Origin of the sequence: Martinezella lusitana, from assembly GCF_900094565.1 — a bacterium.
Taxonomy (GTDB): domain Bacteria; phylum Pseudomonadota; class Alphaproteobacteria; order Rhizobiales; family Rhizobiaceae; genus Rhizobium; species Rhizobium lusitanum.
The window spans coordinates 232,897-247,616 of the sequence record NZ_FMAF01000007.1; the positions used below are offsets into that span (position 1 = coordinate 232,897).

Sequence of the window (14,720 nt, forward strand, 5' to 3'; positions counted from 1 at the left end):
CTGATATAACCGTGCTCATTGTTCGGGGAGAGTCCTTACGCCCAGAGCAGAGGGCTTGGCAATACTGCTTTGGGGCAGCCATCAAGATGGAGGCATACGTGAATCAGTCGTTGATTGAGCGAACATTTTCGCTCTAGGCGTCTGCCTGGTTTTCGGTCTGTTGGCTGTCCATCGTGGTTGGGCGCAAGCTGTCAGTACCTCGTTCACGATCGATCCACCGCATTACCGGCGTGACTGCCACGCCGTGGACGATCACCGAAAAAAGGATGATTAGAAAAACCGTTGCCCAGATGACCTCGATCCCGTTGAACGAAGCTCTTCCGGAGGCGTAAGCCAAATAGTAAATCGACCCTAATCCTCTGATCCCGAAAATAGAAACGATGAGCTTCTCGGCACGCGGCTGTTGGCCGCCGATCGGGCTGATCCAGCCAGCCGCCGGTCTGACTATCGCAAGCGTCAGCACGGCCACAGTGACGACACGCCAGTCGACATGCGATATCAGCGATCCCTCCGCAAGCGCGGAGCCGAAGCCGACAAGTACGACCATCATCAGGAGTCGCTCGATCTGCTCGCCAAAATCATGGAGCTCTCCATGAAAGCTGCTCTGCCTTTCGACACTGCGCAGCGTCAGTGCTGTCACAAACACAGCGACAAAACCGTAACCATGGATCAGTTCGGTCGCGCCGTATGAAAGGCATGTGAAACCCAGTGCAGCAAGTCCGTCGCCGGTTTTAGCTATGCGACTGGACCTCGGAACCTTAAATGTCAGATATCCGAGTATGCGGCCGGTGACCCACCCCAAAGCGATACCTGCCGTCAGTCTCCAGACGACATCGAAGGCGAACCAATGAGCGATCCATCCATGATCATTGCTTCCTTGTGAGGTCACGGCGATAGCGGCCATGACGAAGGGGAAGCTGAGTCCGTCGTTGAGGCCGGCTTCCGAGGTCAGCGCGAATCTGATGTCGTCTTCTTCGCCGGTCTGCGGTGGTCCGACCTGGATATCACCCGCCAGTACGGGATCGGTAGGTGCGAGTGCCGCACCGAGCAGGAGCGCGGAGGCGGCCCCCAGCCCGAGAACACCCCAGCCGAGGAGGGCAATCATCCCGATCGAGATGGGCATGGCAATCCCGAGCAATCGCCAGGTCATCGCCCATCGCCGCCATCCCAGCGGCCGGTCAATCTTCAAGCCAGCGCCCATCAATGCCACGATCACGACGAATTCTGTTAGATGTTCCGTGAGTTCGCGACTGTCGAGCGGGTTTATCCGTGGAAATGGGGCGAGTGGCGTCCACGTCAGAAGCATGCCGATCACCACACAGCAGATCGGCAGCGATAAGGGCATATGACGCAGAGCCAGCGGTAGCCACGCAGTCAGCAGCACGATCGCTCCAAAGATGAACAACGTGACCATATATGTGTTCATCCAGGCTACGTCTCCCGCACCTATTTGATAGCCAACCCTGCCGGTGCCCGCTGCGACGGCTCAGTAAAGCGCTCCCGCGTTGCAGGATTCTCCTCGCGGGCGACATGATTGGTGGCGAGGCTTGTAGTGATGAACGTTGTCGCTCCTGCATCGTTCCGACCGATAACTCTGTTTCCGATGCGCGAACTCGCAAGGCAATAGAGGACCAGCGCGTTCCCCACGCTCAGACGCCGTCTTTTCCTGCTCTTTGATATCGGTCTGACGATAGGACTATGGGCGAATATTTCCTTGTACTCGGAGCGCGGATTCGGTCGCTCGAATTTCACATCTCAGGTGGAACTTTTATTGCAGCTAAGGACTTTCGCTCTGGAGGAGTGTTGCAATGAGCAAAAATACCGACAACCCCCGCCCCGGCCTGAGAACGACGCCGGTTGATCGGCCGGCGTGGTCTCCTTGGATCGCCATTCTTGCGGCTGTTCTGGTCGCGGCTCTGGCCTGGAGCTTTTGGTCTATCATGGGTCCATCGGACTCTCGCGTTCCGCCTGCCCAGACGACGATCCAGCCATCAGCGGCTAATTCAACTCCACCGGCAACAACACCAACTCAGTAAAGGCGATAGGGCGAAGCTCCGACGGTAAAGCATTCCATCCTGCGTTCAGCGGCGAAAGTCTGCGACTGAAGTCGTCCTAAATACCCAGAACATGCTGGGGAGCCGCTGACCCAACTCAAATTATATAATGGAAGCAACGCCGCAACATCTGGGGCGCCCTCGGGTTGCTACTCCCAATGCCGTATTCCGGTGTTTTGCACTTGCTCCAACTTCGCACCGGAGACCGAGGAGAATGCATGTTCTGCGGCTTCCAATTGGAAATGATAGACGTCGGACCTCGGGAGCTTCGCGTCCGCCATGGGGGCTCCGGCCCGCCACTTCTTCTGCTGTACGGTCATCCCGCACCCATATGACATGGGGGGCGGGTCGCAGATCTGGCATAGTTCCGAACGAGGCCATCACTTGCATCTGATCGCCCTGCAGAAATGATGGTGTGTCAACGCGCCTAAAAATACTTCGCCGAAATCAATATCGAAATTTAGTCGGATAATGAACCAAAGCCTGATGAAAGCGTCGTCGTCCAAGGCCCCACCGCTCAATGCCGGCGTTCCGGAGGTTCGTCCTTCTCTTTGTGGTAGCTCTCAGTCACAGTGAGATTAATGGATGGGGAACAGATCCCAATCGGCGTCACGATGCCCCAGGATTTCGGAAGAGATGAGATCCGCCGCAATCTTGCTGAACGTTATGCCGTTGCCGCCGAAACCCATCGTTACGAAAACGTTCTTCATTCCCGGGAGGTTGCCAATCATTGGTAACCCGTTTGGCGTTACGCCGAACGCGGCCGACCACGTAAAGTCGGGCCTGCCAATCGATATGCCGGTCAGATCGCCCAGCTTCTCAATCAGAATTTTTGCCTTCTTCGCGACTTTTGACGAATCCTTATAGGCGCCGTCGCCATCTTCGTCTTCGCCGCCGACTATGACCCGACCATCCGGCGTTGTGCGGAAATAGAGATACGGATCCGAGCCCTCCCAGATGAGATAACGATCAAGCCATTCCGGTCGCTTCAGCCGCGGCCGGCTGGCAAGTGCCCAGGTCGAGATCAGCTTCTGGCTCTTGTTCGCAATCGATTCCAGAAATTCGTAACCCGTGCAGAACACGACATGCTTTGCCGTGATCATTTTTCCTTCGGACGTCGAGACGACGACCTCCTCATCGGTATTACGCACGTCCTTGATTTCAATGCCTGCAGCGATTTCGATACCATGGACCTTCGCGTTTCGAAGTAATGCTGCGGTAAGCTGTGCCGGATCGGCTGACGCTGAAATAGCGCTGTCGATCGCTGCGTGCCGATGAAGTCCATATCGTTCTCGAAGAGTAAAGGAATCGAGTAGTTCCGCTTTGATCCCAGCCTTCGCTCTGACATCGACCTCCATCTGAAGTGCTCGAGCGCCATACTCCTCACCCGACAGGAAGAGTGTGTGCTTCCGCTCAAAGGCACATTTTAATTCGAGGTCCCGGACAAGGCTGATGAGTTCCTCAACCGCACGCGCCGAGCGCTGCCAGACACGCTGTGCCTTCTTCTCGCCAACCATCTTCGCCAGCACATGCAGGGGTACATCAATCTCATGTTGTATCATCGCCGTGCTGGCTATGGTGCTGCCACGTACAGGCTGTCTGCGATCGACGACGAGGATTCTCAATGCCTTTCCCGCCAGCGCATGCGCCATGAGCGCACCGCTGATGCCCGCTCCAACGATGATGACATCGAACGATGTGGACGATGGCCTCTTCCGCGACACCACCGAAATTCTCGGAGAAGCTGCCCACAGAGGTTGGTCGTGGCGCAGGTGCTGCTTATGGGTAAGGGGCACGGGATTGTCCAATGGAGAGGCCTAAACGAGAGGATGCGATGCAATCTGCCATCGCCTGGCGGTCGATCAACGGTGGTAATCGACCATCGTTCGATCTCGGATCTAATGAGCTCGACGGCGATCAACCGTTGCGGCTGGGGGCCTCCTTCGAGAACATGACATCCAGCGAAAAGTTCGAGCCGAAGTCGCTCGAGCGTAGGGTCGCCTGCCTTACAGGCGACCCTATTTTCAAAGTGCTTTCATATCATCGCGTTCGCGACCGCCGATGACTGCAGCGACGGCGCCAATGAATGCACCGATCAGCAGCGACAATGTCCCGAAAAGGGCGAGCTTGGCACCAGCCTTGCGAGCACCCTCTGCAGCCTGCTGAGCCTTTGCCTTGGCGTCGGCAGCATTCTTCAGAATCGTGTCGACCCGCGTTTTAGCGTCGGAGTCGGACAGGCCGGTCTTCGCAGCGACAAGCTGTGTCAGATACGTCTGGTCATCCGGGGAAATGCTGCCGGAAACCGCGCCATTGGCGAGGATTGTGGCGACCTGCGCCGCTGAGGTGTCGGTGACGTTTGCATTTGCCGGAAGCTTCCGCGGGTCGGCCGGCCGCAGCAGGCTGTCGACGAAGTAGGAGCTTCCTCCCACGCTGTCGCCGGCTTTGGAAACTGCCACGGTGGCCGCGCCAGATGTCACTGTGGAAGCGGCCTGGACCCCGGCGCCGACGATCGATGAAAGGGCTGAACCGAGGACGCCAACGACGACCAGCGTCGCCAATGCCCAGGTGAGTAGTCCGTGGGCGGTGTCCCGGAAATAGACCTCGTCCGTATGGACCGATACCCATTTCGTGCGAAGGCGGCCGGTTAGGTAGCCGCCAATACCAGCCGAAAGCCACTGGACGATGATGAGCCAGATAGCCGCTGAGATTGAAACGGTGGCGACCGCAGCGCTTTGCGAGGACCATGGCGACACCATAGTCAGGCCTAGCCCGGATCCTAGCAGTGTCAGAATCAGTGTCACACCGACAGCGGCGAGTGCTCCTGCGATGATCGGGGCCCAATTCACGCCGGAGGCGGAGGATTCAGGTGCAACAGTGCGCGCAGCATTTGCGTCGATTGTCGTCATGATGCGCTCCTATCGTACAAAGAGCATGATGAGGATGATAATCGGGATCGGAATGCCCAGGAACCAGAGAAGAATGCCGCGACCCATGAGAGCCTCCTTAAGATAGATCGGTGAGAAGGGAGAGCCCTGACCTTGAGGCCAGAGCTCATTTCATCAGACGCCTGGCTGGCGATAGCGGGCCCGCTCTTCCTCGATGGCCGCCGGTTCGTACGGATCAAGGCTATCGTCGAACTTGGTCCAGCCTTGCTTGGTATAGGCGTTGCGACGCTCAACCGGATCGACCCAGTTCGACTGCTTGAGAATTGTCTCCGTATTGAGCGCGACTGCGTCCTCGACCTTCGCGGTGACGAGCGTCCCGCCGCGACGGACACCTTCGGCATAGACATGTGCGTCAGCTTCCGGAACGCCGGAATCAGTCAGGGCACCGATCAGGCCACCTGCAGCACCGCCGGCGACTGCGCCAGCGACGGCACCAACCGCGGTCGCCGCAAGCCAGCCGGCCGCTACAACGGGGCCCACGCCCGGAATTGCGATCATGCCCAGGCCCGTCAACAGACCGCCCGCGCCACCAACGACAGCGCCAAGCCCCGCACCCGTACCGGCGCCATTGGCCGCACCCGAATGATCCTTGTCATGATCGTGAGCATTGTTCGAAACGATGCTTATCTGTTCTGAAGGCACACCAGATCTCTCAAGCGCCTCGACTGCGGTTTCGGCATCCTTGTAGTCGTCGAAAAGTGCGGAAACTGTTTTCATTTTAGTTCTCCTGAAATCGATAGATTCGGATGTGCGGCACTCACATCGCGACGATGTTGCCCTGGTAGTCGAGAGTGACCGACACGGACTTGCCGTCTTTGGTTGCTGTTGACTGCCACAGACCCTTGTCATCAAGCTTGAGCGCCGTGACGCCGCTATACCCCGCCTTCTCTATGCGTTCCTTGGCCTGTGCCTCGGTGAAGCTATTGTGGCCTGCGACGGGCGCCGTCGGGTTCTTGGTGTTGGGGGTAGCGACGGCCGGGGTGTTGGCATCGGTCGACGGGGTCGCGGATGTCTGGGCGACAGCCGTCAGCGCTGACGCTCCAAGGAGCGCCGCGGCGAAAATCATCGTTTTCATTGTGTTTCCTCATATTGCCGGATCTTCTTCACGAGACCCGTAAGTCTACAACCATGTGCGCAGCAATTGGTTCCGGCCGGACTAGACGATTGGGTGAGGGGTTGCCTTTTATTGATGCCCGACTGCAAGCCGTGCCGGCGACGACTAAGTTTAGAACTACCTTGCGGTTCACGGGTTTTGCTGGCGAGACCACAGGCCAACCGACATGAAAGAAGGGTATGGTGAGCATGGCGGTTTTTCGGTTTTCCCACCATGGTTAGCGAAACAGCACACGGGCGTACTGCCTTTCCGTCCGCGATTTCCCATCACCGCAAGAATGCTTTCAAGGCCTCCATCAGGGCCCTGGAAATTTCTGCGGGGAGGGCGTCCGCCATCGATCTACCGTTCTCCATGTCATGCGCGCGCGGAATAGCCGCATAGGAGAAGAGGCGGTGATGCGGAGCCAACGTTTTTGGAGCCGGCTCTTTTTCAGTGCAACAGGTCAGAAGGAAGAGGGCCAGCGCGAAGCTGGCCCCAGCATTATTTCCTCAATTTGGAATAGTCGAGCTTCGGGGCCATCGAGAGATCCTGTTTCGAGGTGTCGACATAAGCCTTCCAGGTTCCGTTGTCCGGCGCCAGCGCGATCGACGATGGATCGAGAACCACGTAGGTTTCACCGATGCCGAGGAAGCCGCCGACACTTGCAACAACGCCAATCACCGACTTGCCCCCACCGATGACTACGTCGGATATTTTACCAATGGTTTCGTTCTGCTTGTTGTATATGCCGATGCCGACCAATTTCGACGTGACCAGATCATCGTCCTGGATGTTGACGTATTTTAAGGGGCCGCTCGCCGTCTTGCCCATTGTGATGCCGGGGCCAGCCATGGCGGCGTCTGCGCCGGTTGCAGCAGTCGTCTGAGCGAAGGCTGCGCCACTCATAAGTGTGAGCGCCAAGCCGGCAAGGATCGAACGAATTTTCATGAGATACTCCTGTAAAGTACGGCAGACGAAGGTGCATGCCATTACCGGGAGTTAACCCTTGCGAGCGAAAAACGTTCCCTAGTTCATTGATTTATATTGTTTTTCCTCTTTGTGCGACGACAGCCGTCGGTTGGGCTTTTATTCCGTGTGCGATCAAAGGGATGGAGTCTTATGGATAACTGGGGCATACAATCCTGAGGAGCATCTATCCTTCCGACCTTATAGGCAAGCAACAAAAGCTCAGCACAAACGTGGATGATGATCAGTGTCGACCTCGCTCAGGCCGCCACCATTTCGCGTATTGCGCTGATAATTCTCTCGGGGTTGTAGGGCTTGCTGAAAAACCGCCCATCGATCGGGAGGTTCTCTTCCAGAATGGACCGGTGGCCGGATGTCACGATGATCTTGATGGGCGGCCAGCGATCTCGAACAGCGGCTGCAAGTTTCAGACCGTCCATGCTGCCGGGCATATCGATGTCGGTGAACAGGGCTTGTATTTCAGTATGGTGTTCGAGGACGACAATGGCTTCGTCGGCGTTTGCAGCCTCAAAGACCAGAAACCCGCCATCCTCCAGAGCGCTTACAATGTCTATCCTCGTTAGTGGTTCGTCCTCGACCACGAGAACGGCAATACGGGCATGGGTCATTGAAATATCAATTCTCTTGGGCCACCGCTCTTTTGAAAGTGGTGACAGCAGGTGTGAATTGGCGCAGTTCAAGGTCAGCATCAGTGGATATGTAACGCGGCTCGCCTCGAAATTGATCCGTGCCTTTCAATGTATATCGAAAGTAAGTACATGGTGACCATAAAAGCGCCTGTTCCGGGCATAAGCGTTCGCAACGCTATGTTTCCGATCAAGCGTTTGAATATCTGGATGTGGTCGTGCACCGCGAGATACTGGCAGCTATTGGGCATTTCGTGAGTGGCACGGGTGATTTCGGCGCTCAAGCCGTTCTCAAGACCGTTCGAGCGGCGCGGACCACGGCGTCGGTCGTGATATCGAACTTCTTGTAGACGTCGTCGATCTTGCCCGATGCGCCGAACTCGTGCATGCCGACAAAACGGCCGTCGAGTCCCAGATAGCGATCCCAGGAATCCTGCACGGCTGCTTCAACGGCAACACGTGCCCGGGTTTCGCCGAGAACCTTGCGTTTGTAATCATCATCCTGCTCTTCGAATATCAGGCGGCAGGGCATGGAAACGACCGCAGTCGGAATCCCTTCGCCCTGTAAGACGGCTCGCGCTTGCGTCGCAAGATGCAGTTCGGACCCGGTTGCCATGATCGTGAGGCGTCGCTCTCCGCCTTCGGCGTCGAGCAGAATATAGCCGCCCCTAGCCGAGAGATTTTCGCCACCGGCATCACGCCGAAGAAAAGGCATCGGCTGCCGGGATAACGCGATCAGCGCCGCGCGTCTGGGTGCGTCGAGGATCGCTTCCCAGCATTCGGCAGTCTCGATAGGATCGCCCGGTCGATAGACGGCAAGCCGGGGAATGGCGCGCAGCGCACTCAGATGTTCGATCGGCTGGTGTGTTGGACCATCTTCGCCAAGACCTATGGAATCGTGCGTCATCACGAAGATGGTGCGAATTTCCATCATAGCGGCAAGGCGAATGGACGGTCGGCAATAGTCGGAAAACGTCAGGAATGTTCCGCCGTACGGAATGAGGCCGCCATGTAACGCAATGCCATTCATTGCGGCTGCCATGCCATGTTCGCGGACGCCATAGTGAACATAGGAGCCGGCATAGTGACCGGGTGTGATTTCGACCTGATTTTTCGCTTTTGTATTGTTGGATGGTGTCAGATCCGCCGAACCACCGAGCATTTCGGGAATGGCATCGAACAGATGATTGAGCACGATGCCGCTTGCCTGCCGCGTCGCCAAATCCTTCTCGATGGCAAGCAGCTCGACCTTGGCCGATGCGATTGCCTGACGCCAGTGGGAAGGTAGTTCTCCTTTCATGCGCCGTTCGAAATTTTCCCGAAGCGATTCCGGCATCTCCTTCACACGATCGGCCCAGGCCATCCGTGCCTGTCGGCCCCTCGCGCCGATCTGGCGCCAGCTGTCGAGCAGCGGTTGCGGGATTTCAAATGGAGGGGCGGACCAAGCGAGGATCCGGCGGGCGCCGGCGATTTCCTCTTCTCCCGGCGCGTCGCTATGCGCCTTTTGCGTGCCGGCCTTTGTCGGAAAACCAAAGCCGATGATGGTTCGGCAAGAAATCATCGATGGCCTGTCGGTAACTTTCCGTGCCTCGATGATGGCGCTGCGAATAGCGTCCGTGTCGTGTCCGTCGATTTCCTGCACGTGCCAGTTCGAGGCACGGAAACGGTCGGCTTGATTGTCGGATTCGGCAAGGCTGGTGGCGCCGTCGATGGATATGGAATTGTTGTCGAAAAAGGCGATCAGTCTTCCGAGCTTCAGGTGGCCAGCGAGCGAAATCGCTTCGTGGCTGACGCCTTCCATCGTGCATCCGTCACCGAGGAAAACATAGGTGAAATGATCGACGAGATCGTCGCCAAAGGCGGAATTCATGATCCGTTCGGCCAAAGCAAAGCCAACCGAATTCGCCAGCCCCTGTCCCAAAGGCCCCGTGGTCGTCTCGATCCCGGGCGCGTGGTGATATTCCGGATGTCCGGGCGTCCTGCTATCGATCTGACGGAACCGTTGGATCTCTTCGATCGTCATGTCCTTGTAACCCGTCAGGTACATAAGACTGTAGAGCAGCATCGAGCCGTGGCCATTCGAGATCACGAAACGATCGCGGTCGAACCAATATGGATCGTCGGCATCGAACTTCATGAAGTCTGAAAACAGCACGGCTGCGATGTCCGCCATGCCCATCGGCATTCCCGGATGGCCGCTTTTTGCCTTTTCGACAGCATCCATGGACAGAAAGCGGATGCAATTGGCGAGCTCGCGCAGATGCTGATCTTTGGGAGCCGGTACGGCCTTGTCGGCCGCTTGAGATTGGTTTTGCATTTATTCCTCCAAGGACTTGTTGCCGTGTCATCTGACGCGCAGATGGTGATCCTGCGTAAACCGGGAACTGTTTTGGCTGGCGCCACGCCTGATTTCAGCAAGGAACCCAGAACGCCACTGGGTGGCTTTGGGTTCCTGTTTCGTGCTTCACCGGCTTTGGCGGTGCGAGCGACTAGGCATCCCTTACCCGCTTGCCTATGCCCCCGCCGCAGTCCTTGCCAAAAGGACGGAAATATCGCGGTTTGTGGGGTCTCAAGCATCCTTGTGGGCACCCCATTCCGGCAGGTAAGTCGCCTTCAACCAATGGCGGAGATCTTCCCCATACGGCCGTCGCCGCTCCTGCTAAACTTGATAGGCGCGCTGTCTGAGGTAATTCTCTTTCTGCGTCGCCATGTCGATCCTTGCCTCAGCAGAGAGAGAATAGTGCGTCACGCGTTCATTCAAGGATGCCGCACCTGATCGTGATCGCCAAGTCGTCCAAATTTTTAAACCCGGCAGAGAACAGTCATGCTTTCGATATCAGTATCGCCGCGCCCCATAAGATCTCCGGCACCGTCTCGGTCGGCGTTAACCTGGGGTCGAATTTCTCGCTGACCGGATCGCCGGCGTCGCATCGCGCACTCATAAAATGGACCTATGCGACGAAAAAAGACAATTTCTACTAATCGTTATAGTATTTTTCGATCTACAATCCCTACTCCTGCCGCCTTAATAGTTTCATCTACGAGGCCGCCCGAGTGTACTTTAATTGCGGGTGAAGAAGACCTGTCCTCGGCTTTATTACTGCGGCCATACTATCTGCGCATGAGGTCGCGGTTTTCAAGCATTGCCGGGAAACGGAGTGTACGCGATGAACCATCTGTCGATTGCTGAGAATGATGTGATCACCGAGTCCTCCGAAATTTTTGCTAAAGGTGGATCGCAACCAAATTCGCTTTATCATCCGCTGGCGCTTCAGGATGTTCTCGAGGCATTGCCGGAAGCCGTCTATACGACGGATGCCGTCGGTAGGATCACGTTCTACAACAAAGCAGCAGCTGTGATGTGGGGTGTCAGCCCCGAGCTTGGAGCGAGCGAATTTTTCGGCTCATGGAAGCTCTATCGGCCCGATGGGACACCTCTCCCGCACGACGAATGTCCCATGGCGATCGCGTTGAAAGAGCGCCGCGCCGTCAGAGGGCTGGAAGCGGTTGCCGAGCGGCCGGATGGTACACGTGTGGCTTTCCTTGCACTTCCAACTCCGATATTCGACGCCGCCGGAAATCTTAGCGGCGCAGTCAATATGCTCGTCGATCTGACCGAACTGACCGTTGCGGAAGAGGCGGCCCAAAGGTTTGCTGCAATCGTTGAATCGTCCGACGACGCGATCCTCGCCAAGGATTTGAACGGCACAATCGTCAACTGGAACCGTGGCGCCGAGCGTCTGTTCGGTTACACGGCGGAGGAAGCAATCGGCCAGCCTGTTCTCATGCTTATTCCTCTGGATCGACAGAACGAGGAGCCAGAGATCCTGGCGCGCATCCGCCGTGGCGAACGCATCGACCACTATGAAACGATCCGGCGCCGGAAGGACGGCAGGCTCGTCGAAATATCATTGTCGGTCTCGCCGATCAAAAATCGCGAAGGCCGCGTAGTCGGTGCGTCCAAGATCGCTCGCGATATAACCGAGCGCCGGCGCGCGGAAGAGCAGCAACATCTGTTGATCAGGGAGATGGACCACCGCGTCAAAAATCTGTTCAGTCTTGCAAGCAGCGTTGTGTCCTTAAGCGCGCGAGCCGCGACGACACCGGGCGAGCTCGCATCCGCTGTTTCGGCCCGATTGAACGCATTGGCGCTTGCGCATGCCTTGACGGTTCCCCGCACGTCTGACGCAGCCAGTCGCAACGAGCAGACAACCATGCTGCACGCCTTGATCCAGACGATTGTGGCGCCCTACGATGTCAGCACCGACAACCGGCGATCGCGGGCCATCATTACTGGCCCCGATGTCACGATTAGCGGCAGCGCGGTCACGAGCTTTGCATTGCTGCTGCATGAATTTGCAACCAACGCCGCGAAATATGGAGCTCTTTCCACCTCGGACGGACGCGTCGATATAACATGCGTCGAGGATGGGGAGCACTTTATGCTGACGTGGACTGAGATCGGCGGGCCGCGGGTCGAGCGGCAATCCGATGGTGATGGATTTGGCAGCATCCTCGCCAAGGCGACGGTCCGCAGCCAGCTCGGCGGCGAGATTTCTCGGGAATGGAGACCCGAGGGTTTGTCGATCCGCCTCACGGTTAGGGCAGACCGTCTCGTTGCGTAATCGCAGTCCCTGTTTCGGTCGCGGATCCAATCGACCGTTCCGCAATATTGCCGCGCCATGCCGACCGAATACTTGCCTTCTTGATCCACTCCTTAAATAACGCAATCGAAATGGTACGCGTGAGGCGGTGTTGCTGCCCGAGGCGGGCTCCCACCAGATGAGCGCTCGCAGGTGAGCCAATGGTGGATTTCAACTTTGGCGCAACACAAGGTCAAGGTTTTGACCCCGACCTGGCATTGTTCTGCGAAGTGCCAGAACTATGTCATGATTTCTTCGCGTGATCGTCAGTCGTGCGGGTGGATTGGGACGAATACTCTTTGCCGTCTCGATAAAAGAGAGCGAAAGCGTCTCGCCCCGCCGAGAGCCGGCAAGAACGGCAACGGTGCCCATACTCTCGTGAAACGAGCCAAAATAGCGCCTCGTCCCTGCGTCATATCGGATACTGATGCACATCGATATGCCAAATATGATCGCTGTCGTGCAGCGCCCGTCAAAGACGGCCTGCCGCCCCACGCTATTGCCTTTGAATTCGCACGTCAGCGCGTGGTCTGAGCCATTGGCACGCTCCAACCTGCCAGTTCCGGTAAACTGTCCGTCAAAAGTGCGAAGAAAGTCCGCATCCTGGCTGAGGGCACCGGGTGCCGACCGTGCCCATGTTGTCGTTGTGATTGCGACCAGAAGTAAGACCGTCGTAAATGCCTTGAGCATTGTGGAACGATGAGGCACCGGTCATTCCTCCACGCATCGTCATTTGGATACGTGTTCCGGTTTACCCTTTATCTTGGTCGATGCGAACTCCTCCAGTTGCCGCTCGCTCATGGATCTCTCCATTTCTTTCGAGACTCCCTTCAATTCGCTTTTCGGAGTCTCGCCACGCTTTGCGGACAGCGCTGCGCCGGCAGCCCTTTGTTGAGCTTTGGATTTCGCGGGCATTTCGATCTCCTTTGAAGATTGCCGCTTTCATGGACGGTAGTTCTATAACTTCGGAAGGCATTGAACGTTCCAAAATGCCAACCGAAAATCCCTTCGAGACGCATGCTGCAACCGCAACAACAGAGCCTCGCATCTACCAGGTTGCGAACAGGCCGATAGCGGCGGCAACCATGATAAACGTTGCCAGCCATCCGACGATCTTCAATCCGATATGCAACCGAAATTCGCCCATTGCCGGACGATGGCTCGAGAGATGCATCATCAACGCCATGACGGGAACTGCGACGACGCCGTTGATCACCGCACTCCAGAAGAGCGCCTTGATTGGATCTATCGGACTGAAATTCAGGCCAATTCCGAGGAACGTTGCGATAGCGATAGCTCCGTAGAAAGCCTTTGCCCTTCCGGCCGTGCGTGAGAGCCCCACGGGCCATCCAAAGGTCTCTCCAAGCGCATAGGCGGATGAGCCGGCGAGCACGGGCAGGGCGAGCAGCCCGGTTCCGATGATGCCGAGAGCAAAGATGAAAAACGCAAAGGGCCCCGCTATCGGCCGGAGCGCCTCGGCTGCCTGCGAAGATGTCTGGATATCGGTGACGCCGTGCGCGTTCAACGTTGCTGCGGTCGTCAAAATTATAAACAGTGCCACCACGTTCGAGATGAGCATACCGATATAAGTATCCCACTGGATACGCTGAAACTCCGGCTTCGCTTGCTCGGGCGCGCGTTTAAGCGGTTTTGCCTGCGGGCGTTCTTTGACCTCCTCAACTTCTTCTTCAGCCTGCCAGAAGAACAGGTAGGGGCTGATTGTCGTCCCGAGCACGGCAACAACCGCCGTGATGTAGGGCCCATCGAAGGTGATGTGCGGCACGACCAGATTATAGCCGACGGTGCCCCATGGAATATGCACCACGAAGGCGACGCCGACATAAGCAAAGAGCGAGAGGGTGAGCCACTTTAAAACTGAAACATACCGCGAATATTGCGAAAACACTTCCAGCAGCACCGACGCAAGGCCGAACAAGGCAACGTAGATCAACGCCGGGCCGCCGATCAGCAGCTTGAGTGCCGCCCCCATCGCGCCGAGGTCAGCCCCAATGTTGATGACATTGGCGACCACCAGCAATGATACGACGCTGTATACCACGCCAACGGGATAGTGCCTCTTCAGATTGCCGGCGATGCCTTGACCTGTTACGCGCCCGATCCGGGCACTGATTTCCTGAATGGCGCACATCAAGGGCCAGCTGAAAAGCATGACCCAGCCCATGCTGTATCCGAATTGAGCACCGACTTGCGAGTAGGTCGCAATGCCGCTCGGATCATCGTCGGACGCCCCGGTGATCAGCCCGGGACCAAGGATCTTTAACAGATTCGGACGCTCTGACTGTTTGCTCGCCGCCTCAGGCGATGGCTCGGTAGAATTGGCGTCCATCGAAAATGTCTCACCTCTTGATCGT

Annotated in this window: 12 protein-coding genes and 1 pseudogene; 3 read left to right on the plus strand and 10 right to left on the minus strand. The window is 57.0% G+C overall.

The genetic code is table 11. The features are described from left to right. Positions 1-133: 133 nt before the first annotated feature. On the minus strand, positions 134-1,426 hold the full coding sequence (locus GA0061101_RS17525) for a cation:proton antiporter (protein ID WP_092574323.1): 1,293 nt from the start codon (positions 1,424-1,426) through the stop codon (positions 134-136). A gap of 846 nt (positions 1,427-2,272) precedes the next feature. Between GA0061101_RS17525 and GA0061101_RS40120 the strand changes: the two are divergent. Next, positions 2,273-2,397, plus strand: a pseudogene (locus GA0061101_RS40120) (alpha/beta hydrolase); the annotation flags it as partial. A gap of 235 nt (positions 2,398-2,632) precedes the next feature. Here GA0061101_RS40120 and GA0061101_RS17530 read toward each other — a convergent pair. The 7 genes from GA0061101_RS17530 to tkt all read right to left on the minus strand — a co-directional run bounded on the left by GA0061101_RS17530 (position 2,633) and on the right by tkt (position 10,022). Further along, entirely contained in the window at positions 2,633-3,706 is a 1,074-nt protein-coding gene (locus tag GA0061101_RS17530; RefSeq protein ID WP_245297492.1) for an NAD(P)/FAD-dependent oxidoreductase, read from the minus strand. A gap of 372 nt (positions 3,707-4,078) precedes the next feature. After that, on the minus strand, positions 4,079-4,960 hold the full coding sequence (locus GA0061101_RS17535; protein ID WP_092574326.1) for a hypothetical protein: 882 nt from the start codon (positions 4,958-4,960) through the stop codon (positions 4,079-4,081). A gap of 153 nt (positions 4,961-5,113) precedes the next feature. Next, on the minus strand, positions 5,114-5,716 hold the full coding sequence (locus GA0061101_RS17540) for a general stress protein (protein ID WP_092574327.1): 603 nt from the start codon (positions 5,714-5,716) through the stop codon (positions 5,114-5,116). A 40-nt stretch (positions 5,717-5,756) separates the two neighbouring features. Further along, positions 5,757-6,074, minus strand: coding sequence for a PepSY domain-containing protein (locus tag GA0061101_RS17545; RefSeq protein WP_037191400.1), 318 nt, complete (start codon positions 6,072-6,074; stop codon positions 5,757-5,759). Positions 6,075-6,593: 519 nt separating this feature from the next. Then, a complete protein-coding gene (locus GA0061101_RS17550; protein ID WP_037191397.1) occupies positions 6,594-7,040 on the minus strand; it encodes a PRC-barrel domain-containing protein in 447 nt (148 codons plus the stop codon). A 278-nt stretch (positions 7,041-7,318) separates the two neighbouring features. Further along, a complete protein-coding gene (locus tag GA0061101_RS17555) occupies positions 7,319-7,768 on the minus strand; it encodes a response regulator (RefSeq protein ID WP_425350001.1) in 450 nt (149 codons plus the stop codon). 217 nt (positions 7,769-7,985) lie between these two features. After that, positions 7,986-10,022 carry a transketolase gene (gene tkt / locus GA0061101_RS17565; protein WP_092574330.1) on the minus strand — a complete coding sequence of 679 codons (2,037 nt, stop codon included), beginning with the start codon at positions 10,020-10,022 and terminating at the stop codon, positions 7,986-7,988. 446 nt (positions 10,023-10,468) lie between these two features. On the opposite strand from tkt, the gene GA0061101_RS17570 reads away from it, so the two are divergent. Together GA0061101_RS17570 and GA0061101_RS17575 are read left to right on the plus strand one after the other, a co-directional pair. Continuing rightward, complete coding sequence (locus tag GA0061101_RS17570; RefSeq protein ID WP_047555541.1) at positions 10,469-10,687, plus strand: hypothetical protein; 219 nt, start codon at positions 10,469-10,471, stop codon at positions 10,685-10,687. A gap of 185 nt (positions 10,688-10,872) precedes the next feature. Continuing rightward, a complete protein-coding gene (locus GA0061101_RS17575) occupies positions 10,873-12,330 on the plus strand; it encodes a PAS domain S-box protein (protein ID WP_092574332.1) in 1,458 nt (485 codons plus the stop codon). A gap of 747 nt (positions 12,331-13,077) precedes the next feature. Here GA0061101_RS17575 and GA0061101_RS17585 read toward each other — a convergent pair. Together GA0061101_RS17585 and GA0061101_RS17590 are read right to left on the minus strand one after the other, a co-directional pair. Continuing rightward, the gene (locus tag GA0061101_RS17585) at positions 13,078-13,263 is read right to left on the minus strand and encodes a DUF3008 family protein (protein ID WP_037191382.1); all 186 of its coding nucleotides are present in this window, start codon (positions 13,261-13,263) and stop codon (positions 13,078-13,080) included. Between the two features lie 133 nt (positions 13,264-13,396). After that, the gene (locus GA0061101_RS17590; protein WP_047639743.1) at positions 13,397-14,695 is read right to left on the minus strand and encodes an NRAMP family divalent metal transporter; all 1,299 of its coding nucleotides are present in this window, start codon (positions 14,693-14,695) and stop codon (positions 13,397-13,399) included. Between the last annotated feature and the right edge of the window lie 25 nt (positions 14,696-14,720).